Source organism: Amnibacterium setariae (assembly GCF_003581425.1).
Lineage (GTDB): Bacteria > Actinomycetota > Actinomycetes > Actinomycetales > Microbacteriaceae > Amnibacterium > Amnibacterium setariae.
In genome coordinates this window covers 337417-360334 of sequence record NZ_QXTG01000001.1, presented here as the reverse complement: position 1 = coordinate 360334, position 22918 = coordinate 337417, and the positions used below count along the sequence as shown (strand labels likewise).

Annotated in this window: 25 protein-coding genes; 11 read left to right on the top strand and 14 right to left on the bottom strand. The window is 74.7% G+C overall.

Features of this window, described 5'->3' with window-relative positions; translation table 11 throughout:
* Nucleotides 1–13: 13 nt before the first annotated feature.
* Nucleotides 14–628 carry a TetR/AcrR family transcriptional regulator gene (locus D1781_RS01850; RefSeq protein WP_119480579.1) on the top strand — a complete coding sequence of 205 codons (615 nt, stop codon included), beginning with the start codon at nt 14–16 and terminating at the stop codon, nt 626–628.
* Between the two features lie 143 nt (nt 629–771).
* Here the strand turns inward: D1781_RS01850 and D1781_RS01845 are convergent, their stop codons facing one another.
* The gene (locus D1781_RS01845) at nt 772–1176 is read right to left on the bottom strand and encodes an arsenate reductase ArsC (RefSeq protein ID WP_119480578.1); all 405 of its coding nucleotides are present in this window, start codon (nt 1174–1176) and stop codon (nt 772–774) included.
* A gap of 78 nt (nt 1177–1254) precedes the next feature.
* Between D1781_RS01845 and D1781_RS01840 the strand changes: the two genes are divergently transcribed.
* Nucleotides 1255–1614, top strand: coding sequence for an ArsR/SmtB family transcription factor (locus tag D1781_RS01840; protein WP_119481678.1), 360 nt, complete (start codon nt 1255–1257; stop codon nt 1612–1614).
* 12 nt (nt 1615–1626) lie between these two features.
* Here the strand turns inward: D1781_RS01840 and D1781_RS01835 are convergent, their stop codons facing one another.
* The gene (locus D1781_RS01835; protein ID WP_158589958.1) at nt 1627–2889 is read right to left on the bottom strand and encodes a hypothetical protein; all 1263 of its coding nucleotides are present in this window, start codon (nt 2887–2889) and stop codon (nt 1627–1629) included.
* A gap of 335 nt (nt 2890–3224) precedes the next feature.
* Here D1781_RS01835 and D1781_RS01830 point away from each other — a divergent pair, with 335 nt between their 5' ends.
* Both D1781_RS01830 and D1781_RS01825 read left to right on the top strand, forming a co-directional pair.
* Nucleotides 3225–4259: an iron-containing redox enzyme family protein gene (locus tag D1781_RS01830; RefSeq protein ID WP_119481677.1), complete on the top strand. Its 1035-nt coding sequence runs from the start codon at nt 3225–3227 to the stop codon at nt 4257–4259.
* Complete coding sequence (locus tag D1781_RS01825) at nt 4252–4476, top strand: CDGSH iron-sulfur domain-containing protein (protein WP_119480576.1); 225 nt, start codon at nt 4252–4254, stop codon at nt 4474–4476. Before D1781_RS01830 ends, D1781_RS01825 begins: the two co-directional genes overlap by 8 nt.
* 3 nt (nt 4477–4479) lie before the next feature.
* Here D1781_RS01825 and D1781_RS01820 read toward each other — a convergent pair whose 3' ends face one another.
* From D1781_RS01820 to D1781_RS01810, 3 genes are all read right to left on the bottom strand, one after another.
* Nucleotides 4480–5751 (bottom strand): polysaccharide deacetylase family protein, encoded by a 1272-nt coding sequence (locus D1781_RS01820; protein WP_119480575.1) that lies wholly within the window; start codon nt 5749–5751, stop codon nt 4480–4482.
* A 149-nt stretch (nt 5752–5900) separates the two neighbouring features.
* Nucleotides 5901–7106 (bottom strand): DUF4232 domain-containing protein, encoded by a 1206-nt coding sequence (locus D1781_RS01815; RefSeq protein ID WP_119480574.1) that lies wholly within the window; start codon nt 7104–7106, stop codon nt 5901–5903.
* Nucleotides 7107–7215: 109 nt separating this feature from the next.
* A complete protein-coding gene (locus D1781_RS01810; protein ID WP_119481676.1) occupies nt 7216–7851 on the bottom strand; it encodes a hypothetical protein in 636 nt (211 codons plus the stop codon).
* Between the two features lie 223 nt (nt 7852–8074).
* Between D1781_RS01810 and D1781_RS01805 the strand changes: the two genes are divergently transcribed.
* The gene (locus D1781_RS01805; RefSeq protein WP_119480573.1) at nt 8075–8890 is read left to right on the top strand and encodes a DUF2382 domain-containing protein; all 816 of its coding nucleotides are present in this window, start codon (nt 8075–8077) and stop codon (nt 8888–8890) included.
* 88 nt (nt 8891–8978) lie between these two features.
* Nucleotides 8979–10007 carry a helix-turn-helix domain-containing protein gene (locus D1781_RS01800; RefSeq protein WP_119480572.1) on the top strand — a complete coding sequence of 343 codons (1029 nt, stop codon included), beginning with the start codon at nt 8979–8981 and terminating at the stop codon, nt 10005–10007.
* Nucleotides 10008–10014: 7 nt separating this feature from the next.
* Here the strand turns inward: D1781_RS01800 and D1781_RS01795 are convergent, their stop codons facing one another.
* The 3 genes from D1781_RS01795 to D1781_RS01785 form a co-directional block, all read right to left on the bottom strand.
* Nucleotides 10015–10908, bottom strand: coding sequence for a bacteriorhodopsin (locus D1781_RS01795; RefSeq protein WP_119480571.1), 894 nt, complete (start codon nt 10906–10908; stop codon nt 10015–10017).
* Nucleotides 10905–11375 (bottom strand): hypothetical protein, encoded by a 471-nt coding sequence (locus D1781_RS01790; protein WP_119480570.1) that lies wholly within the window; start codon nt 11373–11375, stop codon nt 10905–10907. The genes D1781_RS01795 and D1781_RS01790 overlap by 4 nt, the downstream gene beginning before the upstream one ends.
* Nucleotides 11376–11484: 109 nt before the next feature.
* Nucleotides 11485–12705 (bottom strand): beta-ketoacyl-[acyl-carrier-protein] synthase family protein, encoded by a 1221-nt coding sequence (locus tag D1781_RS01785; protein WP_119480569.1) that lies wholly within the window; start codon nt 12703–12705, stop codon nt 11485–11487.
* Between the two features lie 64 nt (nt 12706–12769).
* Here D1781_RS01785 and D1781_RS01780 point away from each other — a divergent pair, with 64 nt between their 5' ends.
* From D1781_RS01780 to D1781_RS01770, 3 genes are all read left to right on the top strand, one after another.
* Nucleotides 12770–13354 (top strand): TetR/AcrR family transcriptional regulator C-terminal domain-containing protein, encoded by a 585-nt coding sequence (locus D1781_RS01780; protein WP_233550921.1) that lies wholly within the window; start codon nt 12770–12772, stop codon nt 13352–13354.
* Between the two features lie 167 nt (nt 13355–13521).
* Nucleotides 13522–14559: a hypothetical protein gene (locus tag D1781_RS01775; RefSeq protein WP_119480567.1), complete on the top strand. Its 1038-nt coding sequence runs from the start codon at nt 13522–13524 to the stop codon at nt 14557–14559.
* A gap of 92 nt (nt 14560–14651) precedes the next feature.
* Complete coding sequence (locus D1781_RS01770; RefSeq protein WP_119480566.1) at nt 14652–15908, top strand: alpha-amylase family glycosyl hydrolase; 1257 nt, start codon at nt 14652–14654, stop codon at nt 15906–15908.
* 1 nt (nt 15909) lies between these two features.
* Here the strand turns inward: D1781_RS01770 and D1781_RS01765 are convergent, their stop codons facing one another.
* From D1781_RS01765 to D1781_RS01740, 6 genes are all read right to left on the bottom strand, one after another.
* The gene (locus D1781_RS01765; protein ID WP_119480565.1) at nt 15910–16341 is read right to left on the bottom strand and encodes an iron chaperone; all 432 of its coding nucleotides are present in this window, start codon (nt 16339–16341) and stop codon (nt 15910–15912) included.
* Between the two features lie 146 nt (nt 16342–16487).
* Entirely contained in the window at nt 16488–17303 is an 816-nt protein-coding gene (locus D1781_RS01760) for an ABC transporter ATP-binding protein (protein WP_119480564.1), read from the bottom strand.
* On the bottom strand, nt 17300–18352 hold the full coding sequence (locus tag D1781_RS01755; RefSeq protein WP_119480563.1) for a FecCD family ABC transporter permease: 1053 nt from the start codon (nt 18350–18352) through the stop codon (nt 17300–17302). Before D1781_RS01755 ends, D1781_RS01760 begins: the two co-directional genes overlap by 4 nt.
* Nucleotides 18349–19395: a FecCD family ABC transporter permease gene (locus D1781_RS01750; RefSeq protein WP_119480562.1), complete on the bottom strand. Its 1047-nt coding sequence runs from the start codon at nt 19393–19395 to the stop codon at nt 18349–18351. Before D1781_RS01750 ends, D1781_RS01755 begins: the two co-directional genes overlap by 4 nt.
* The gene (locus tag D1781_RS01745; protein WP_233550919.1) at nt 19392–20432 is read right to left on the bottom strand and encodes an iron-siderophore ABC transporter substrate-binding protein; all 1041 of its coding nucleotides are present in this window, start codon (nt 20430–20432) and stop codon (nt 19392–19394) included. Before D1781_RS01745 ends, D1781_RS01750 begins: the two co-directional genes overlap by 4 nt.
* A gap of 135 nt (nt 20433–20567) precedes the next feature.
* On the bottom strand, nt 20568–20738 hold the full coding sequence (locus D1781_RS01740) for a CsbD family protein (RefSeq protein ID WP_119480560.1): 171 nt from the start codon (nt 20736–20738) through the stop codon (nt 20568–20570).
* A 128-nt stretch (nt 20739–20866) separates the two neighbouring features.
* On the opposite strand from D1781_RS01740, the gene D1781_RS01735 reads away from it, so the two are divergent.
* Together D1781_RS01735 and D1781_RS01730 are read left to right on the top strand one after the other, a co-directional pair.
* Nucleotides 20867–21514 (top strand): PadR family transcriptional regulator, encoded by a 648-nt coding sequence (locus D1781_RS01735; RefSeq protein ID WP_233551108.1) that lies wholly within the window; start codon nt 20867–20869, stop codon nt 21512–21514.
* Nucleotides 21515–21619: 105 nt separating this feature from the next.
* Nucleotides 21620–22894, top strand: coding sequence for a M18 family aminopeptidase (locus tag D1781_RS01730; RefSeq protein WP_119480558.1), 1275 nt, complete (start codon nt 21620–21622; stop codon nt 22892–22894).
* Nucleotides 22895–22918 lie beyond the last annotated feature (24 nt).

Below are 22918 nucleotides of genomic sequence, written 5' to 3'. Positions count from 1 at the left end.
CTAGTCTGTCCGTGTGACGTCGCAGCCGTTCCACCACGGCAACCTGCGCGCGGTGCTGCTCGAACGCGCGGAGGCGGTCGTGCGCGAGCGCGGCGCGGACGCCCTGTCCCTCCGAGAGCTCGCCCGCGAGGCCGGCGTGAGTCACGGGGCGCCCCGCAGCCACTTCATCGACCGGCAGGCGCTGCTCGATGCGCTCGCGGTGCAGGGCTTCGACCGCCTCACCGAGCGCCTCCGTGCCGCGCGGGAGGCGGGGCGGTCGTTCGAGGACCGGTTCCACCGGCTCGCGCGCGCCTACGTCGGCTTCGCGGTCGACGACGCGGCGCTGATGGAGCTGATGTTCTCCATGAAGACGACCGGGTCGACCCCCGCCGTGGCCGACGCGGCGGGCCGGATGTTCGACGTCCTCGGCGACGCGCTGGCCAAGGGGTCCACGACCCCTCCCCACCCCGTCGACGGCGAGCGCTTCGGACTCGTCTTCGCGGCGGCCGTCCAGGGCGCGGCCGCGCTCGTCACGACCGGTCGCGTCAGCCGTGAGCAGGGCGAGCGCATCGTGGACGACGCGGCGTCGATGCTGCTGCGGTCCGAGCTCGGCGCCCGAGTGCTGGGCGGCCGGAGCGACGCGCGCTGATCCGAGCGGCGCGCCGGAGCACGCGCGACCCGAACGCCCCCGGCCGGTTCCTCGCCGAGGGCGCCCTTCGGGTCAGCAGCAGCCGGTGCCGCCGCAGCAGGTCTGGTCGTCCACGGGTCACCTCCTCCCGTCGATCGGGGTCGTCAGCCGCGGAGGCCCTCCAGCAGGGCCTCGACGCGGCCGCGGATCTCGTCGCGGATCGGCCGGACCTGCTCGAGCGGCCGCCCGGCCGGGTCGGTCAGCTCCCAGTCCTCGTAGCGCTTGCCCGGGAAGACGGGGCAGGCGTCGCCGCATCCCATGGTGATGACGACGTCGGAGGCGCGCACGTCGTCGACCGCGAGCACCCGCGGCTGCGTCCCGGTGATGTCGATCCCGACCTCCGCCATGGCCTCGACGGCGACGGGATTGATCCGGTCCGCGGGCTCGCTCCCTGCGGACAGCACCTGCACCCGTTCGCCCCCGAGCTCGCGGGCGAACCCGGCCGCCATCTGGGACCTGCCGGCGTTGTGCACGCAGACGAACAGGATCGACGGACGCTCGTCGTTCATGGCTCTCCTCCATCGATGGATGTCGATGAACCATAGACATAGACGTTCATCGATGTCTATGGTCGGACCATGCCGCTGATGGAGCTGCCGATCACCGCGTCGACCAGCGCGGCGTGCTGCATCGGCGACAGCTGCGCCTCGTTGACCCGGGAGGCGATCGACGAGCGCGGAGCACGCGACCTCGCCCTGGTGCTGAAGGCGCTCGCCGATCCCGTGCGCCTCCGACTCGTCTCGATGATCGCCGCGCACGACGGCGGGGAGGCGTGCGTCTGCGACCTCACGGAACCGCTCGGCCTCGCGCAGCCGACGGTGAGCCACCACCTCAAGGTGCTCGTCGACGCCGGCTTCCTGACGCGCTCCAAGCGCGGCACCTGGGCGTACTACGCGCTCGTCCCGGGAGCGCTGGACGCCGTCGCCGCCACGCTCGTCACGGTCTGACCGAGCCGCGGCTCAGATCGTGCGGCTGCGCAGCGCCTCGTTCCACAGGTGCTGCTCGACCCGCGCCGCGGCGTCGCGCAGCCCTTCGAGCTCGCTCGGCCGGAACGTCCGGGGGTTCGTGCCGTAGATGCAGACCATGCCGATCCGGTACCCGTCGGGCGAGTGCACCGGGTAGCCCGCGTAGAACCGGATGCCGGCCGGCCCCTGCACGAGCGGGGCGTTCCTCGTCCTGCCGTCCAGCAGGGTGTCGTTGACGAGCGTCAGCTCGTCGGTGCCGACGGCGATGTGGCAGAGGCCCGCCTCGCGCGGGATCACGAGCAGCTCGTCCCGGGTCGAGGCCTTCGACCACTGCGCGGCGCCGTCGATCACGGTGAAGGCCGCGCCGCGGACGCGGTACCGGCTGCGGACGGCCTCGACCTCCTTGTCGAGCACGAGGTCGCGCTCCCCGCGGCGGAGGCGGAGGGCGTCGACGGCGCGCTGCCGGAACGCCTCGTGCTGCGGGCGGTTCCGGAACGCGCGCGGCGACTCGTCGCCGGCGCCGTCGACCGCGGCGAACGCGGGCTCGAGGCGGCCCGCGACGAAGTCGGCCCAGTCGTCCCAGGCGGTGTCCGAGAAACGGCCGGCCGGCTGCTGCGCCCCGAGGATCGGGCGGAGCTCCGCGAACCGCACGCGACCGGTCAGGGAGCAGACCTCCTCCGTCACCTCGACCCGACGCGCGGCGTGGCCGACGGACCGCGCGGCGCGGTAGGCCGCGACGGGGTCCGCCACCGCCCGACCGGACTCGTAGACGAAGAGACCGGCGGTCGGGCAGGTCTCGGTGACGAGGAGGCGGGTGAGCCCGACGACGGCGCCGCGCCACTGGTCGAGGGGCTGCTGGCCCCCGTCGTCGCCGAGCACGATCACGACGGCGTCGTAGCGACGGAGCCGGAGCCCGGCCAGCCCCGCGAGGGCGGCGGGCTTCGTCGGCTCGGACTCGACGACCACGTCGAGCTGGACGGCGCGGCCCGTGCGCGCCGTCACCCGGTCCGCGAGCCGACCGGGCAGGCCCGACTCGTGGTCCCGCAGCCCGGCTCCCCGGAGGACGCCGCCGCCGAAGCAGAGGACCCGGTAGGGATTCGCCCCCGAGCGCCGGATCGTCGCGACCGGGTCGGGTCGCACCTCGAGCACCACCCGCGCCTCGTCGGTCGAGAGGGCGTCGAAGGTGCGCCGCACGATCCCGCCGATCCGAGCTCGCGGTGCGGAGGACGCCGCGTCGGTCCAGCCGGTGGTCGTCATGCCGTCCCCCTCCCCGGACCCGGGCGCCCCGTCAGTGCGTGCGAACGATTCCAGGCCCGAGGAAACCCCTCGTGAAGCCCGTCTTCGGGGGATCCGAGCACCTTTTCCTGCCGGACAGACGGGCGGTCCGGCCCGTGCGCAACCGGGCACCGGCGCGGCGGGACGGATCCACAGCCGATTCCCGGCGAGCGGCGCCGCCGAGGCCCCTGGTCGGGGACTGTCGCGAGCGCGCCGCATCCGAGCGTCCGCAGCCGGGCCCGACGCGCAGCCGGCCCGCCTACAGTGCAGCGGTGCCTGCCCAGTTGCTCGAGGACGCCGCCGTGCAGCAGCGGCCCATGGCCCCGCCGACGCCCCGGGGACCCGCCGGCGAGGCCGTCCTCGCCGCGCTCACGGACCCCGCGGCCGAGGCCGGCGTGGTCGCGGCGGTCGACGAGGCCCTCGCCGCCACCCCGGACGTCCTGCTCGACGAGGACCTGCAGCTCGCGCTCTTCTGCCTCTACGAGCTCCACTTCGGCGGCATCGAGGGCGTCGCGGAGGACCTCGAGTGGTCGCCGGAGCTGAACGCCGCGCGCATCCGGATCGAGCGGCCCTTCGAGGCCGCGATCCGCGCGGCGGTGCCGATGCCCGAGCGGCCCGCCTCGACGTCCGCCGGCGACGTCGCCGCGACCCTCTTCGCGCTGACGAGCGCGGACTCGGGCCCCAGCCTGTCCCGCTGGCTCGCGCGCAAGGCGACCCTCGAGCAGGCCCGCGAGTTCCTGGTGCAGCGCTCGATCTACACGCTGAAGGAGGCGGACCCGCACTCCTGGGGCATCCCGCGGCTCACGGGCCGGGCCAAGGCGGCGCTGGTCGAGATCCAGTCCGACGAGTACGGCGGCGGCCGGCCCGGCCGCGTGCACTCGAGCATCTACGCGCGCACCCTGCGGTCGCTCGGCCTCGACGACGCGTACGGGGCCTACATCGACCTCGTGCCGGCCGTGACCCTGACCTCGGTCAACATGATGTCGTTGTTCGCGATCAACCGGCGGCTGCGCGGCGCCCTCGTCGGGCACCTCGCCGCCTATGAGATGACGTCGGCCGTGCCGAGCCGCCTGTACGGCAACGGGTTCCGCCGGCTCGGCTTCGGCGAGGAGACCACCTGGTACTTCGACGAGCACGTGGAGGCGGACGCGGTGCACGAGCAGATCGCCGCGCGCGACCTCGCCGGCGGCCTGGTCGAGGGCGAGCCCGCCCTGCTCGACGACGTCCTGTTCGGCGCCGCCGCCTCGCTCACCGTCGACGGCTGGCCGGCCGCGCACATGCTCGAGCGGTGGGGCGCGGGCGCGTCCTCCCTCCGCAGCCCGCTGCCCGACGCCGGGAGCACCGATGCCTGAGCGGGAGGAGCCCGTACGGATCGTCGCCTACCCGAACGGCCCGCTGCTCGTCCGCGGCCCCGTCGAGATCGTCGGGCCCGACGGCGCCCCGCTGCCCCGGCGGCGCCGCACCGTCGCGCTGTGCCGCTGCGGCAAGTCGACGATCAAGCCCTACTGCGACGGCACGCACAAGGTCATCGGCTTCGTCACCGAGCCGGAGGAGCCCGCCGAGGACTGACCGCTAGCGGCGGGGCCGACGGTGGTCGAAGACGGCCCGCGGGTCGAAGAACGCGTCGAGCACGGACCGGCGCCGGGCCACGGCCTCGCGGAGGCGGATGCCGTCAACGTCGATCCGCGCCTGGCGGAGCGACGAGCCGTGCAGCTGCTGCCAGTGCGTGGTGGTCGCGTCGATCGGGAAGAAGTACCGGAACCCGTGCTGCTCGAGCAGGCGGTACTTCGGTCCCGAGTAGGGCGCGACGCCGCCGATGTCCGCGCCGAACGGGTAGACGTAGAGGTCGGTCCTCCCGACGATCGGCCGCACCTCCGCGTCCCATCGGGCGCTGTCCCGCTGCAGGGACCCGACCGACGCCGTCGTGTCGTCGATGTGGCCCCAGCTGTGGGAGGCGAACTCCCACCCCTCCGCCTTCAGGGCCGTCGCCACGCGGGACGCCGCCGCGCGGTCGCGGGCGCGATGCGGGTTCCGCGCGTCGGCGGTCGGCGAGGTGCGGTACCCGAGCACGCCCTCGTAGCCGGTGACCGCGAGCACGCCCTTGTGGCCGTGGTACGCGAAGTCCGGGTGCTGCTCGACGAAGGCGTCGACGACCGGGGCGACGTCGTAGGCGCCGTGGTGGACGCCCGTGCCGTCGCGGTAGGTGCTGACGACCCGGCCGTTCCGCAGGGTGAGGTCCTCGGCCAGGCCGTCGCCGCGCTCGTAGCGGTAGTAGTCCACGTCGTCCTGCGAGAGGACGATCGGCGTCCTCCCGCGCGGCAGCAGGATCGGCCGGTACCGCATCCGCCCGCGGTCGTCGACGGCGGCGACGTCGTGCGGGCTGACGAGGACGAACCCCCGCGCGTGCAGGGAGCGCAGGATCCGGTCGAACTCGACGGCCGTGACCATGTAGTCGTCGTACCCGGCGGCGTCCGCGTCGCCGTCGAACGCGCGACGCGGGTCGACGATCAGGCTGTGGAAGAAGAGGTGGCTGATCCGGGAGTCGTCGTGCCATCGCACGGCCGTCGCCTCGCGGGTCCGCACCTCGGCCGCCAGCCGGCCGGCCTCGGCCGATCGCAGCGGGGCGAGCAGCTCGCCCGCTCGGCCGTAGTCGTACTGCTCGAGGGCGAGCCGGGCCTCGGCGACGACCGGGCGCTCCGCGGCGAGGGGGTCCGGCGTCGCGCTCCGGGTCGGGCTCGGCGCAGGCGGCAGCGCGGGCGGACCGCTGCAGGCGGTCAGGGCGAGCACGCCGACGACCGCGAGCGCGGCGACGAGGTGCGCCGCCGTCCGCCGCCCGTCCCGCATGGTCGTCCTCCGTCCCCGCCGTCGCGGCACACTCTGCTCCGGCGCCGGCCGCGAACGGCACTCCCCGAAGCGGTGCCAGGGGCTCCGGTGTGCGGACGCGGCCTCCCGCGCCGGAGCGCGCCGGTGCGGGAGGGTCCGCGGTGCCGGGGTCAGTCCTGTCGGGCCTCGACGCGGAGCAGGGCGTCGCACGAGCTCGCGCGAGCCTGCGCGACCCTCGGGTCCGAGGCCTTCAGCCCGGCCCAGCGCACCTCCTTCGAGTCCTTCCGCTGCACGGCGGTGCGGCCGTCGGCGCTGACGTCGACGAGCGTCCATGAGACGTCGAAGCGGCCGCCGCTGCGGGCGCGCAGGCCGGCCCGCACGAGGAGCGTGCCGCCGTTCCGGTCGTTGCACGCGACGCCCGTGCCGGACCCCGTCCTCGCACCGATCGTGAACGCGTAGGCGCCGCCGTCGCGATGCGTCGTGGCGACGAAGCGGCAGCCCCGGAACGCGTAGAGCCTCGCGGTGCGCTGATCGTCGAGCACGGTGATGGTGCCGCCCGCGCTGTCGAGGTTCGCGGTCCAGCCGCCGTGCACGCCGACCCCGCGCAGCGGGTCGGTGACGGTGACGACGCCGCCCGCGCCCGTGCGGACGCCATAGACCCGGCGGTCGCCCACCGCAGCGGTGAACTGCGTGTCCTGGAGCCCGTCGCGGTCGACGTCCACCGTCGCACCGACGACCGCGCCGGCCGGCACGGTCCGGCTGTTGACGCACCCGCGGGTGCCGTTCGCCTCGCCCACCGGATTCGTGTCGACGTAGCCGGCGACGCCCCAGTGCACCGACGAGGCGCACGCCCACTGCGGCGCCGCGACGAAGACGGCGCGGAAGGAGTGCGGCGGGGAGATGCGGTAGCCGTCGGCGCGCTCCGCCCGGCAGGCGCGGTCGAACGGGCCGCCGCCCTCGTCGACCGCGGTGTACTGCAGGTCGGCGCGGGCCGCGTCGCCGGGACGCAGCATCACCTGCACCGGCACGCCCTGCTGCCGACGGTCCGCGGGTTCACCGATCCGCGTCCCGTCCCCGCCGCTCACGAGGCTGACGCCGGGCGCGCCGGCCAGCCGGCACACGGACCGGCCCGTGTTCTCGAAGACGATGTGCGCCAGCCGCTGCCCCGCGCCGGACCCCTCGGGATCGGCCAGCACCGTCGTCGCGATCGCCGAGTCCGCGCACTGCCGGTACGGCGCATCCGGGTCCACGCGCGCCGCGGCCTCCGCGCCGCTCGCGGCGCCCACGAGCAGGCCCGTCACGAGCGTCGCGGTCGTGAGGACGGCCCCCGCGCCCCGGGCGGCGCGCCCGCCTCCGTCGATCCGTCGGCTCCACATGGTGCATCCCCTCCGTCGCGGTCCGGCGCCCGAAGAGGAGCCGTCGATCGGGGATGTCCGCCGGGCGCCGCGGTGTCACGCCGACCGGCGCGCCCGGCGGGGTTCCGCCTCAGGCGGCGGCGCCGGCCCGATCGACCCGGCGGTGGTACCGCATGCCGGCGAGGCCGCCGAGCAGGGCGCCGATCAGCGTGACGACGAGCACGGCGAGCGCGCTCACGATGCCGCCCACGGTGAGCTGCGAGGAGGAGAACGGCAGCTGCGCGACGCTGCCGAGCTGGTTCACGACGCCGGACTGCGCACCGGCGATCGCGCCGACGACGCCGAGGACGACCGCGACGATCACCGCCCACAGCCACACGGCGATCCCCTGCTTGAGGCCGCTGAAGCGCGCCATGCGGCCGGCGACGTAGCCGCCGCAGAAGTAGGCGATCAGCAGCACCACGAGCAGCACGATCGCGCCGCCGATCCCGACCGCGGACGGCTGCGAACCGGCGGCGTCCTGCACGCCCGCCAGCGCGGCGATCGCGCTGACGACCGCGAGCAGCAGCACCGTGAGGCCGGTCGCGGTGAGCCAGCCGAAGAAGCCGAGGAAGAAGCGCATGCCGGAGAACTGCTCGCGCTCGCGCGCCAGGGCGCGGTCGCGCTCCACCGCGGCGTCGGTCCGCGGCGAGGACAGGCGAGCGTCCCCTCCCGCTGCCACCGCGGTCGTCCGCTCGCTCGGGCGGTCGTCGTGCTCGTCGCTCATGGCCGGACCGTACGACCGGAGCACCCGCCGCCGCGGTCTCCGCGGCGCTTTCGGAGCCGACGACCGGGCCGGGCCCAGTCTCGAGCGACCGATCGCGCACGCCCAGGCGGTGCACCCCGGACGCCCAGCAGACGTGCGGCCGCGACTGGGTCAGTGGACCGAAGAGCGGCCCGCCCGGATGAGGCCTGACCGCGGCACGACCCGAGGAACGAAGGAGACCCCCATGGTCGACATCAACGACATCGACGCCCTGTACCACTCGACCGCCGTGGACCGCGACGGCGACCGGCTCGGCCGCATCGGCCAGGTGTACGTCTCGGACGACGGCCGCCAGCCGCTGTTCGTGACCGTGCACACCGGCCTGTTCGGCACGAAGCAGTCGTTCGTCCCGCTCCAGGGCGCCGCCCTCGAGGGCGACACCCTGCGCGTGCAGTACGACAAGGACACCATCAAGGGCGCGCCGAACATCGACGACGACGGGCACCTGGCGGACGAGGAGCAGGCGAGCCTGTTCGACTACTACGACGGCCGCGCGGGCGGTGCCGCGGCCGGCGTCGGAGGCACCCCGTCCGGCATCGGCACGGACCGCGGCGCCGGCTTCGACACGACGACCGACCGCGGCACGGTCGGGCACGACACCTCCGGCCCGACGACGGACGACGCGATGACGCGCTCGGAGGAGCGGCTCAACGTCGGCACCCAGAAGGTCGAGACCGGCCGCGCCCGCCTCCGCAAGCACGTCGTGACCGAGCAGCAGAGCGTCACCGTGCCGGTGCAGCACGAGGAGGTGCGGCTCGAGCGCGAGCCGATCACCGATGCGAACCGCGGCGAGGCGCTCGCCGGCCCGGACCTGTCGGAGGAGGAGCACGAGGTCGTCCTGACCGAGGAGCGCCCCGTGGTCCAGAAGGAGACCGTGCCGGTCGAGCGCGTGCGCCTCGACAAGGAGACGGTGACCGACCAGCAGCAGGTCACCGAGGACGTCCGCCACGAGGAGATCACGACGGACGACGACGGCCGGACCACCCGCGAGACCCGCTAGCCCGGAGGACCGAGGAGGGGCGTCGCGCCGCGGCGCCCCTCCTGTCCACCGCAGGAGCGGTCTCCCGCGCTCCCGCTAAGGTCCGACGATGATCGACAGCCTCCTCCGGCTCACCTACACCGCGACGGACGCGAGCGCGGCGACGACGGCCGCTCGCGCGGTGCTCGGCTCCGCCGAGGTCACCATGCGCGGCGCCGAGATGGCGTGGAAGCAGGCCTCGATCGTCGACGACGGGATCTCCGTCTCCCGCATCCAGATCGCCGGGGACGCCGTGCACCTCGGCATCGCCCGCGCGACCGAGCTGCTGGTCGTCCACGTCCGCGAGGGCCGCGTGCAGCTGCGCAACGGCGACTTCGACGCCGAGCTCGGCGCGGGCGGGCTCGGCCTCGTGCCGATCGACGCGAACGCCCAGCTGCGGACGAACCGCGCGGACATCGAGGTCTTCTCGTTCCCGCCGGCTCCCCTCGCCCGCCTGCTCGGGGTGCCGAAGCACCGGGTGCAGCTGCACGCGCCGCGGATCGAGCCGCGCTCCCCGGAGCTCGCGGAGTACTTCCGCCGCGCGGCGCACCTGCTCACCGCCGACGTCTTCGGGGTCCCAGAGGTGTACGACCGCGACCTCGTCCGCACGCACGCCATCGACCTGCTGAGCGCCGTCACCGTCGAGGCGTTCGAGCTCACGAACCGCAGCGAGGACGCGGAGGACCGCGACGCCGCCGTGCTGCGCCGCGCGCTCGCCGAGCTGCGCGCGCACCTCGCCGACCCGATCTCGATCCCCGAGGTCGCAGCGACCGCCGGCGTCTCGGTGCGGGGGCTGCAGATGGTCTTCCGCCGCCAGCTCGGCGTCTCCCCGCTGCTGCACCTGCGCGCGCTGCGGCTGGAGGCGGCGCGGCAGGCGCTGCAGGACGAGGCCGCCTCCGGGACCACCGTCGCCGAGGTCGCCCGCCGGTTCGGGTACTCGAACGGCGGCCGGTTCTCCACGCACTACCGCGACGAGTTCGGCGAGTCCCCGGCCGAGAGCCTCCAGCGGATCCGTCGGTCCGGAGCGACCGCGTCGCCGACGTCGGAGGCGGGCGTGGTCGGGCACGCGAGCGAGCCGGAGGACGCGCCGCGGCGCTGATCCGCGATCAGTCGCGGAAGAGCTCCCGGTCCTCGGTGTACCGGGAGCCGTCCTCCACCCACAGGCGGTCCGCCTCCGGCTGGCGCGGACGGCGCTCGGTGGTGGGCGACGCCTCCTCGTCCGCGCGCGAGCGCAGCACCGCGGTGCGGTGGACGAGCGACCCGAAGCCGACCTTCGCGATCACGTCCGCCACGCTGAGCGCGACAGCGCCGGTGACCGCCCAGCCGCCGCCGCTCGTCGTGCCCTGCAGGCCGTAGACGATCGGGTAGACGAACCACACGACGAGCAGCAGCACGACCGAGGCGCGGTACGCCGGGCGTGCGTGCGGCGCGAGCCGTGGCAGCGTGAACAGCGCCGTCCGCACGATGAGGATCGCGAGCCCCAGGAAGCAGAGCGCGCTGAGCCCGCCGAACACCGCGAGCGCGGTGAAGCTGCGGCCGTCCTCGACGACGAAGCCGCCGACGAAGCCGAGCAGGATCATCGTGAACGCGAGCGCCATGCCGGCGGCGCGGATGCGCATCTGCCGCTCGGCCGAGACCATCACGCTCACGGCGATCAGCTCGAGCACGAGCAGCGGCACCGTGATCGCCCAGTCGGCGTAGCGGAAGGCCCAGCCGAAGGACGCCCACTCGTTCGGCCGCCAGCCGCCGCCGACGCGGTCGTAGCCGATGATCAGCGACACGAGCACGAGCACGTAGGAGGCGAGGGCGATCGCGACGACCGCGTTCGCCGTCAGGCTCGCCGTCCGGTACTCGCCCTGGACCTCGCCGGACGCGAAGCGGATGCGCACGAGGGTCGCGAGCAGCGCGAGGGCGGCTGCGACGACCGCGAAGAGCAGCAGCGTGTGCTCCCCGTCGGCCAGGACCGCCGTCCACGGCGGCCGCACGTCCATCCCGTTCATCGCATCGATTCTCCCGGCTCGCCGAGGGGCGTGCGCTCCGTGCGGTCCAGATCACGCAGCGCGCGGCCCACGAGGCGCACGTCCGCGTCGGAGTCCAGCCGCCGGATCGCCTCGATCAGCAGCAGCTCGAACTGGAGCACGGCCGCGTGCAGGGAGTCGTCGCCGGGCAGCCGGAGGATCGAGTAGTCGAGGTGCGTCGCCGACCGCCCCCGGCGCGCGACGATCATCGCCCGGAAGCCGCGCCGGATCTCCGAGCGCGATCCGACCTCGAGCGCCTCGTCGCCGACCTGCCGGAGGTACATCTGCCCGTAGGCGGCATCGCCGGGGCTGCCCACGAGGGCGAGGGAGCGGGTGAGGCCGATCAGCGCCTGCTCGACACCCGTGTGCACCTCGGCGCGCACGCGCAGCGTGCCCTGGGTGAGATCCGGCGCGCCGGCGGCCTGCCGCCCGGCCCGGACCACGAGCACGACGGCGACCCCGGCGCCGATGGCACCGAGGAGCAGGGCGATCAGGGCGACGTCGATGGTCCGAATGTATCCATCGCCGACCTGACGTGCGCCGAGCAGCGCCGCCGGTTCACGCGGAGGCGAGGATCAGGGTGGTGTTCTGGCCCCCGAACCCGAAGGAGTTGCTGAGCGCGGTACGGACGGCCTGCCGCCTCGGCTCCCCCGTCACGACGTCGAGCCCGACGGCCGGGTCGAGCGCCTCCAGGTTGCGGGTCGGCGGCACCAGGCCGGTCTCGATGGTCCGGATGGCGACGATCGCCTCGACCGCGCCGGCGGCGCCGAGCAGGTGCCCGATGGCGCCCTTCGGCGCGGTGACGGACGGCGCACCGCCGAGCGCGGTGCCGATCGCGGCCGCCTCGATCACGTCGCCGACCGTCGTGCCCGTGGCGTGGGCGTTCACGTGGTCGATCGCCTCGGGCCTGACGCCGGCCATCGCGAGCGCGTTCCGGATCGCGCGGACCTGGCCCTGCCCCTCGGGGGCGGGCGCGGTGATGTGGAACGCGTCGGAGGTGACGCTCCAGCCGGTGAGGACGGCTCGGACGCGGGCGCCGCGCCGCGCCGCGTGCTCCTCGCTCTCGAGCACGAGCATCCCCGCGCCCTCGCCGAGGACGAAGCCGCGCCGGCCGGCGTCGAAGGGGCGCGAGAGCGCGTCGACCGGGCCGTCGTCGGGCTTCGCCGCCGCCTGCGCCTGCGCGAACGCGGCCAGGGTCAGCGGAGCGATGGACGCCTCCACCCCGCCCGCGAACACGACGTCCGCCTCCCCCGTCGCGATCAGGCGCGCCGCGTCCGCGATCGCCTCCGCGCCGGAGGCGCAGGCGGACGCGGTCGTGTAGACGCCGGCGCCCGCGCCGTACGCGATGCTGATCTGCGCGGCGGCGCCGTTCGGCATGAGCATGGGCACGGCTCGGGGCGACACCCGGCGCGCGCCGGAGGCCTCGAGCACGTCGTCTTGGCCGAGCAGGGTCTCGAGCCCGCCGATGCCGGTGCCGACGACGACGGCGAACCGCTCGCCCTCGACCTCGGGCACGCCCGCGTCCGCCCACGCCTCGGCGGCGGCGATGAGCGCGAGCTGCTGGCTCCGGTCGAGCCGACGGGCGTCCACCCGGCCGAGCCGGCCCTCGACGTCGACGTCGGCGGGTGCGGCTACCGGGATCGGCAGCGCCGCCCACGCCTCCCCGAGCGGCGAGAGGTCGCGCACGCCGCTGCGGCCTGCGAGCAGCCCCTGCCAGAGCGCCTCCACGCCGTCCCCGAGCGGCGAGACCGCGCCGAGCCCCGTGATCGCGATCCGCATGACGCTCCAGACTTGTACGACGAACAAACTGCCGCAGACAGTTGTATCACGTACAATTCGGCTCGTGGCGCTGACCGGTACCCCGCGCGGCGCCGCGACCCGGTCCCGCATCCGCGCCGCGACGATGCGGCTGCTGCAGACGCATGACGGCGCCCCGACGGTCGCCGAGATCGCGGCGGCCGCCGAGGTGTACCCGAACCAGATCACGCACCACTTCGGGTCCAAGGACCGCCTGTTCGTGGAGGCGGCGTTCGTCCTGCTCCTGCGGGACACCGACCGGCTGCAGGCGGCCGGGCGCCGGATGCGCACCGCGGAGTCGTTCCGCTCCGCGATCGCCCGCACGGCGCTGGCGATGCCCTCCCTCCCCCGGGTCGTCGCCGCGGTCGCCCTCGCCCGCGAGCGGAGCGACGCGCAGGAGGAGGTGCGCCGCGCGGTCGGCATCCTGTTCCGGCAGTCCGAGCGCTACCTCGACCGCGTCCTGCGGGAGCGCGGCTGGATCAGCGACCACGGCACGGCCCGCGACGTCACGACCTTCTGGAGCGCGGTGTTCGGCGCGGTGCTGCTCTCCTCGGGCGGCATCCCCGGCGGCCCCTCGGTCGTCGACCTCGCGGCCACGCTCACGATCCGGGCGGATCCCGCCGCCCGCTAGCGCGGCGATCCCGTCCGGCCGGCATCCCGGCGTCCCCAGTCCTGGGGGAAGACGGCGCCTGCACGCACCGCCTCACGACGATCCGTGCACGGATCGACCCGTGCGCGGGTGCGCAGCGCGATGCTCCTGCCAGCCGGACCGGGGGGAACGGCGGAGGGGGTCCACCGATGACCGAGCAGGGGAAGCGGCAGCGCATCGCACGACTGACCGCGGTGTGCGTCGCCGTGGCGGCGATCGCCGGCGGCGTGCTCACGGGCGCACCCGCCCAGGCGGCCACCGCGAGCAGCGGCTGCGGCCTCGGCGGCGTCGCGCTCGGCAGCGCCGGTCTCGTCGTCGCTCCGATCGGCTGCACGACGGGCTCGACCACGGACGGCCCCGCGCCGATGCAGACCCCTCCGACGCCGAGCGCCCCGAGCGCCCCGACCGTCGCCGAGCCGGGCGTGCCGCCGACGACGGAGCCCGTCGCCGCCCCCGTCGCCGCCGCACCGGCGCCCGAGCCCTCCGCACCGACCGCGGGCGGGATCGGCACCCGCGGCACGGCCGCGCCCGCCGCCGCGCCCGTCGCCGACCTCGACGTCGTGCGGAGCAGCCCCGCCGTCTATCCGGTGCGGGACGGGTTCCGCGACGACGTGCGCTTCGCCGTGCACGCCCTCGACGCGGACGGGCACCTGGTCCCAGTGACCGGCACCGCCGCGCTGACCCGTGCCGGCAGGACGGTGCGGACGTGGACGCTCACCGGCGCCACCAGCGTGCTGACCTGGGACGGCCGGTCGCACGGCCGGATCCGGGCGGGCGTCTACACGCTGCACGTGTCGGCGTGGTCGGCGGACGGCAGCCGCGAGACCGCGGTGAGCCGCATCCGCGTGGTCGGCAAGCAGCTGCGGCACCGGCAGATGATGGTGCGGCAGAACGTCGGCTCCGGCAGTACGACGGCCGCGCTGCCGAAGCGCGTCGCCGCGGCGTTCGCCGTCGGTCCGGTATCCGTCCAGGTCCGCACCGACGCGTCGGTCAGCGGCCCGGCCGCCCTCACCTTCTCGAACGACGGCGTCACGCGCTCGATCCGCCTGCGCGACGGCGTCCACACCACGAAGCGGTTCGCGCTCTTCAAGGGCTTCGAGAAGGTCGCGATCGGTCACCGCTGGGCGAAGGGGGCCGCGAAGCTGCGCTCGGTCAAGGCCGTCTGGTCCTACTCCGAGCTGCGCTAGCGCCGCCGCTCGCCTGCGCTCGCCCCGGGTCTCCCGGGCCGGACCGCGTAGGGTCGACCGCCGCCCCCGACCCGGGCGGACAGGGGGACGGCATGCGGTTCGAGGACGTGATCCTCTGGCACGTGTACCCGCTCGGGTTCACCGGGGCGGAGCGCGAGAACCCGCCCGGAGCGCCCGTCCGGCACCGCCTGCCGCGGATCGAGGGGTGGCTCGACCACCTGGTCGGGCTCGGCGCGAACGGCCTGCAGCTCGGGCCCGTCTTCGACTCCGAGACCCACGGGTACGACACCCGCGACCACTTCCGCGTCGATCCCCGCCTCGGGGACGAGGACGACCTCCGGCACCTGATCGCCGCCGCACACGACCGCGGCGTGAAGGTGGTGCTCGACGGCGTCTTCAACCACGTCGGCCGCAGCTTCGAGCGCTTCGTGCGGGCGGAGGAGGGCGACCCCGGAGCCGCTGCCTGGTTCCACCGCACCGCCGACGGCTGGGCGGACTTCGAGGGCCACTCCGCGCTCGTCGCCCTCGACCACGGGAACCCCGCGGTGCGCGACCACGTCATCGCGGTGATGCGGCACTGGCTCGACCTCGGCGTCGACGGCTGGCGGCTCGACGCCGCGTACGCCGTCCCGACGGCGTTCTGGCACGAGGTGGCCGACGCGGTGCACGCCTCCCACCCCCACGCGTGGCTGCTCGGCGAGGTCATCCACGGCGACTACGCGCGGTTCGTCGCCGAGTCCGGTCTCGACTCCGTGACGCAGTACGAGCTGTGGAAGGCGATCTGGAGCGGGCTCAACGAGCGCAACCTCTGGGAGCTGGCCTGGTCGCTCGGGCGCCACCGCGACATGGTCGAGTCGTTCCTGCCCGCCGTCTTCCTCGGCAACCATGACACGACGCGCATCGCGAGCCGGCTCGTCGACGAGCGGCACCTCGCTCACGCCGTCGTCGTGCTGCTGACGATCGCCGGCACACCGGTGGTCTACTCCGGGGACGAGGAGGGCTTCCGCGGCGTGAAGGAGGACCGCGCCGGCGGCGACGACGCCGTTCGGCCCGCGTTCCCGGACTCCCCCGACGAGCTGTCCCCGCTCGGGGAGCCGGTCCTCCGCCTCCACCAGCGCCTGATCGCGCTCCGCCGGCGCAAGCCGTGGCTGGCGCACGGGCGCTACGAGCAGGTCCGCGTCGAGAACGACGTGCTGGTCTACCGGATGACCGCGCCGGACGGCGCCGACGCGATCACGGTCGCGCTCAACGTCGGGGACGCACCGCTCGACCTCGCACCCGGTGCCGGCGAGCGCGTCCTCGAGGGCGGGCTCGGCCCGCACGAGGCCGCGGTGATCGGGCGGGACTGAGTCAGCCGAGCGCGCGGCGCACGAGGGCCGCGATGCGCGCCTCGACCTCGGGCGTCAGCGCGGTGATCGCGTAGGCGTTCGGCCAGAGGTCGCCGTCGTCGAGCCGCGCCAGGTCGCTGAAGCCGAGCGTCGCGTAGCGGGTCCTGAACTTCGTCGCGCTCTGGAAGAACAGCAGGTTCTTCCCGCCCTTCGCCCAGCCCGGCATGCCGTACCAGAGCTTCGGCTGCAGCTCGGGGGCGGTCCGGGACACGATGGCGTGGATGCGCAGCGCGGTCGTGCGCTCCGGCTCGGGCAGCTCGTCGATCTTCGCGAGGAGGTCCCGCAGGTCGTCCTCCGGCGACGCCTTCCCGCGGCGGGCGCGTCGGACCTCCTGCGCGCGGTCCTTCATCGCGGCGCGCTCCTCCGCCGTGAACGCGCCCTCCGTGTCGGCCATGACACCTCCTCCACGCCGACGGTACGGGGCCTGCGTCGCCGCCGCTTCTCCGGTCCTGCTCCATCGGCGGTCCGCCGATGCGCGCACGCCGTCCCGAGACCGCATGCGCCGCGGCGCATGCGGTCGTCCGGAGGCGCGCAGCCGGCTCAGGCGCCGGTGGGCGCCGCCGCGTGGTGCCGACCGATCGGCAGGACCATCGGCGCGCCCGAGACCGGATCGGGCACGACCCGGCTCTCGAGCCCGAACACCTCGCGGACCGCGTCGGCCGTCAGCACCTCGCCCGGAGCGCCCGCGGCGTGCACCCGTCCGCCGGCGACGGTGACGAGGTGGTCCGCGTAGCGCGCCGCGAGGTTGAGGTCGTGCAGCACCATCACGACGGTCGTCCCGCGGGCCCGGTTGAGGTCCGTGAGCAGGTCGAGCACCTCCACCTGGTGGGTGATGTCGAGGAACGTCGTCGGCTCGTCGAGCAGCAGCACGTCCGTCTGCTGCGCGAGCGCCATCGCGATCCACGCCCGCTGCCGCTGCCCGCCCGAGAGCTCGTCGACGGCGCGGTCCGCGAGCTCCGCGATGTCCGTCATCCGCAGCGCCTCGGCGACGGCCTCGTCGTCCTCCGCCGTCCAGCGCGTCAGGAACCCCTGGTGCGGGTGCCGGCCCCGGGCGACGAGGTCCGCGACCGCGATGCCCTCCGGCGCGCTCGGCGACTGCGGCAGCAGCCCGAGGATGCGCGCCACCTGCTTCGTCGGGAGGCGGTGCAGGTCCTTCCCGTCGAGCACGACGCGGCCCGCCCGCGGCTGGAGCAGGCGGGACATGGCGCGCAGCAGCGTCGACTTGCCGCAGGCGTTGGCGCCGACGATCGCGGTGATCCTGCCGGGCGGCACGGCGAGGTCGATCCCGTCGGCGACGACGCGGTCGCCGTAGGCGAGGACGACCCCGTCGACCTCGAGGGCGTGCGACTCGGTCACAGGGAGCCTCCTGCGCGATTGGTTCGGACGAGGAGGTAGACGAGGTAGGGCGCACCGAGCACGCCCGTCACGACGCCGACCGGGTAGCGGTTGCCGAACGCGAACTGCCCGATCAGGTCGGCGCCGAGCACGAGCGCCGCGCCCACGAGGGCGGACGGCATCATCAGCCCGCCCCCTCCGCCGACCAGGCGCGCGGCGATCGGACCGGAGAGGAAGGCCACGAAGGCGATCGGGCCGGCCGCGGAGGTGGCGAACGCGATGAGCAGCACGGCGGCGACGATCACGACGATCCGGGTGCGCTCGACCCGGACGCCGAGCCCGGCGGCCGACTCGTCGCCGAGCTGCAGCAGGCCCAGGTCGTGCTCGCGGGAGAGCAGCACGAGACCGAGCACGAGCACGGCGAGGGCCAGCGGCAGCAGCTGGTCCCAGGTCGCCCCGTTGAGGCTGCCGGTGAGCCATCGCATCGCGGTCTGCAGGTCCCAGGTCGCCGCGTGGAGCAGCACGTAGGACACGACGCTCTCGAGCATGGCCGAGACGCCGATGCCGATCAGGATCAGCCGCGTGCCCGCGACGCCGTCGCGGTAGGCGAGGAGGTAGATCAGGGCCGCGGTGAGCAGCGCGGCGACGATCGCGACGAGCGAGGTGGCCGCCTCGTCGAACCCGAGCAGCACGATCGAGACGACGGCCGCCGCGCTGGCGCCCGAGCTGATGCCGATCACGTCCGGCGCGGCGAGCGGGTTCCGGAGCATGGTCTGGAAGGCCACGCCGGCCGCACCGAACGCGAGACCGGCGAGCGCGCCCATGCTCGCGCGCGGCAGCCGCAGCTCACCGACGGTGAAGGAGGCGCCGGGCACGGTCTGGCCGAGGACCGTGCGGAGCACCTCGGACGGCGTGTAGAAGGTGTCCCCCACCATGAGGCTCACGGCGAAGAGCACGAGGACCAGCGCGGCGAGCGCGGCGGCGATGCCGCGACGGCGCAGCGCCCGCCGCCGGCGCCCGGTGGCGACCCGCCGGCCGAGGCCGGGCGCGGACGCGACGACGCCGGTCACAGCGCCCGCACCTTCTGGCGACGGACGATCCAGATGAAGATCGGCGCGCCGAGGATCGCCGTGACGATCCCGACGTCGACCTCCGCGGGGCGCGCGACGAGTCGGCCGAGCACGTCCGCCGCGGTGAGCAGCACGGCTCCGACGACCGCGGAGAACGGCAGCAGCCAGCGGTGGTCCACGCCGACGAGCAGGCGGCAGAGGTGCGGGACGGCGAGCCCGACGAAGCCGATCGGGCCGGCGACGGCCGTCGCGGCGCCGCACAGGAGGATCGCGCCGAGCGCGGCCAGCACCCGGGTCCTGGTGACGTGCTCGCCGAGCCCGGCGGCGACGTCGTCCCCGAGCGCGAGCGAGTTCAGCCCTCGCGCGGTGAGGACGCAGATCGCGGCGCCCACCACCAGGAACGGCAGCACCTGCGCGATCCGCGGGAATGCGGCGCCGCCGACCCCGCCGATCTGCCAGAACCGGAAGTCGGTGAGCGCGTCGACGCGGGGCAGCAGCACGGCGCTGATCAGCGAGCTGAACGCGGCGGAGGTCGCGGCGCCGGCGAGGGCGAGCTTGAGCGGCGTCGCCCCGCCCCGCCCGAGGGAGCCGATCGCGTAGACGAGCACGGCGGAGGCCGCCGCGCCGGCGATCGCGACCCAGATCACGGTGGTCGGCGCGGCGAGCCCGAAGAAGGCGAAGCCCGTGACGACCGCGAGCGAGGCGCCCGTGGTGACGCCGAGGATGCCCGGGTCCGCGAGCGGGTTGCGCGTCACGCCCTGCATGACCGCGCCGGCGAGCCCCAGCGCCACCCCGACCAGCATCGCGAGGACGGTGCGCGGCACCCGCTTGAGCACCGCGGCCTCCGCGAGCGTGTCCGACGACCCGGTCACCCCGGCGACGACGTCCGACCAGGTCACCGCGCGGACGCCGAACGCGACCGACGCGGCCGCGACCAGGGCGAGCGCGAGCACCGCGACGACGAGCCAGGTGACGCGGACGGGGACCGGGCGCCGCGCGCTCGCGGCGTCCGCCCCCGACCGCCGCCCGACCGCGGTCGTCACCCGGCCTTCGCCGCGGCCGCCGCGACGGTGTCGATGTACGTGTCGTCCTCGCCGCCCGAGATGGAGAGCGGGGTCGGGTTCGCCTCGGCCGCCTGCGGCGTGCTGTCCGGCAGCAGCACGACCGAGCCGCGCGCGACGGCGGGGATCTTGCCGATCAGCGGATCCGCCTGCAGCTTCTTCAGCAGCGCCTCGTCCCCGTAGGTGACGATCACGTCGACGTCGTCCAGGCGGTCGGCGTCCTCCGCGCTGAGCGTCAGGTAGAACTCGGTGGACTTCGCGGAGGCCTCCTCGACGGCCTTCGGCGCGGTCATCCCGAGCTGCTCGAAGAACCGCGCGCGCTGGTCGAGGGTCGAGTAGAACCCGACCTTGCTGAGGTCGCTCGGGTCGAAGTACCCGAACATCGCCGTCTTCCCCTGCAGCTGCGGGTGCTTCGCGACGGCGTCGGCGACGTCGGTCCGCAGCCGCGACTCCAGCTGCTTCCCCTCGGCGCCGAGGCCGATGGCCTCGCTGTCCATCTCGATCATCTCTTCGAGCGTCGTGCCCCACGCGGTCTTCGGGTAGGCGATCGTCGGTGCGATCTTCGAGAGGGTCTCGTAGTCGCTCTTCGACAGGCCGGAGTAGGCGGCGAGGATCACGTCCGGCCGGGTGTCGGCGACGGCCTCGAAGTCGATGCCGTCCGTCTCGTCGAACAGCACGGGGGCCTTCGCGCCGAGCTCCGTGATCCGGTCCTCGACCCAGGGCAGCACGCCGTCGCCGTCGTCGTCGCCCCAGGACGCCTTGCTCATCCCGACCGGCACGACGCCGAGCGCGAGCGGCACCTCGTGGTTCGCCCACGCCACGGTCGCGACGCGCTTCGGCTTCGCCGTGATCGTCGTCTCGCCGAACGCGTGGTCGATCGTGACGGGGAAGGCGTCCGAGGACCCGGCGGACGCGGCCGTGCCGCTCCCGCCGGCGGTGTCGGACGACTGCGCGCAGCCGGCCAGGGCGACGAGCAGGGCCGCGGAGGCGGCGATGGACATCAGGCGCGAGGCTCGCACTGCGGCTCTCCTATCGGTAAAGGTTAGGAGAGCCTAACCTTCATTCAGGTCCGATTCACCATCGGGACAGAACACGACGGCGCCTCCCGGTCCGTTCCGGGAGGCGCCGTCGTGATGCGGGACGAGCCGCGAGGATCAGCGGAAGACGTCCTTGACGTCCTCGCCGACCTTCTTGGCCTGGGCCTTGGTCTGGTCGCCCTGCCCCTCCGCCTCGAGCCGCTCGTCGCCCTTCGCCTTGCCGGTGGCCTCCTTGGCCTTGCCCGCGAGGTCCTCCGCCGCGTTCGAGATCTTGTCGCCGAGTGCCATGACGGTCTCCTTCCGTTCGGTCCCTCGACCGTGGCAGCCGCACCTCGGAGTCGGGTGCGAGTTCCGTACGGAGTCGTCGCCCGGTCGGGAACAGCTGCTTGCGCTCTGATGTTTACCGATATATCGTGATGCTTCACGACAACGACTACTTGAAGGAGACCACCATGGAGCACATCCACGACCACCACCCCCACCACGGCGGCATGCGCGGCCGGTTCGACGGCCCGTTCGGCCACCGCGGACCCCGCGGCGGCTTCGGCGGCCCCTGGGACGGCCCGGCGGAGGCGCTGCGCGCCTTCAAGGGCTTCGGTCCCGGCCCCGGCTTCGGCCCGCACGGCCCCCGCGCCCGCCGCGGCGACGTCCGCAGCGCCATCCTCGGCCTGCTGTCCGACGGCCCGTCCAACGGATACGGCCTGATCAAGGCCATCGGCGAGAAGACGGAGGGCGCCTGGACGCCGAGCCCCGGCTCGGTCTACCCGACGCTCGCCCAGCTCGTCGACGAGGGCCTCATCAGCCAGGAGGGCGGCCCCCGCGGCGCCTACGAGCTGACCGAGGCCGGCCGCACCTACGTGGCCGCCCACCAGGAGGAGATCGACGCCGCCTTCCGCAGCGCCGGTGACCGCTTCCAGGGCGGCGACGCCCTCATGACGGCGTTCGGCAAGCTCGCCGGCGCGGCCATGCAGTTCCGCGGCGGCGTCACCGCCGAGCAGCGCGCCCGGGCGACCGAGAAGGTCGACGAGCTGCGCCGGGAGCTCTACCGCATCCTCGGCGAGTGATCCCTCGCCTCCGTCCCGGAGGACGCGACGTCCTCCTGGACGGAGACGCCTGCGCGGACGGGCCCTGACCGGCGACGGTCCGGGCCCGTCTGCTTGCATGGGCCCGTGGACTCCGCGACCTACATCGACGACCTCGCCGACTTCGTCAGCGCCTCCCCCGGCTCGTTCCACGCCGCGGCGGAGGTCGCGCGCCGGCTCGAGGCCGCCGGTCACGTGCGCATCGACGAGACCGAGGACTGGGCCGACGTCGTCGTGCCCGGCGCGCGCGTCGTCGTCGTGCGGGAGGGGGCGGTCGTCGCCGTCGCGATCCCGGAGGACGCGACCGCGGCGACGCCCTACCGCGTGCTCGGCGCCCACACCGACTCCCCCGGCTTCAAGCTCAAGCCGCGACCGACGATCGGCGGCAACGGCTTCCTCCAGGCCGGGGTCGAGGTCTACGGCGGCCCGATCCTCGCCTCCTGGTTCGACCGGGAGCTCGAGCTCGCGGGCCGCGTCGTCGACGTCGACGGGGTGGAGCACCTCGTCCGCACCGGCTCGTGGGCGCACATCCCGCACCTCGCCATCCACCTCGACCGCGAGCTGAACAGCGGGTTCGCCCCGGACCGGCAGCGCGACCTGCAGCCGGTGCTCGGCGCGATCGGCCCCGCCGACGACGTGGTGGGCGCGGTCGCGGCCATCGCCGGCATCGCTCCGGAGGCGGTCGCCGGGTACGACCTCGTCACCTGCGACACCCAGCCGCCCAGGACGTTCGGGATCGCCGGCGACCTGTTCGCCTCCCCCCGGCTCGACAACCTCAGCTCCGTGCACGCGGGCGTCCGCGCCATGGAGGCGCTGCAGCCCGTCGGTGCGATCGCGGTGCTCGCCGCCTTCGACCACGAGGAGGTCGGGTCGGAGAGCCGGTCCGGCGCCGCCGGCCCCCTCCTCGCCGACGTGCTCGAGCGGGTGACCGCCGCGCTCGGCGGCGGCCGCGCCGAGCTGGCGCGCGCCATCGCCGGCTCGTGGTGCTGCTCCGCCGACGCCGGGCACGCCGTCCACCCCAACCGGCCGGAGAAGCACGACCCGGCGAACCGGCCCGTCGCCGGCGGCGGGCCCCTGCTGAAGATCAACGCCAACCAGCGGTACACGACCGACGCCGGCGGCGCCGCGCTCTGGAGCCGCGTCTGCGGCACCGCCGGGGTGCCGTACCAGGAGTTCGTGTCGAACAACGACGTGCCCTGCGGCTCGACGATCGGGCCCATCACCGCGACCCGGCTCGGCATCCGCACCTTCGACGTCGGCACACCGCTGCTGTCGATGCACTCCGCGCGGGAGCTGTGCCACGTCGACGACCCGGGCCGCCTCGCCGACGCCGCCGGCGTCTTCCTCGCCGCGGCCGAGTGAGAACACAGGAGGCCCGCCGACGCG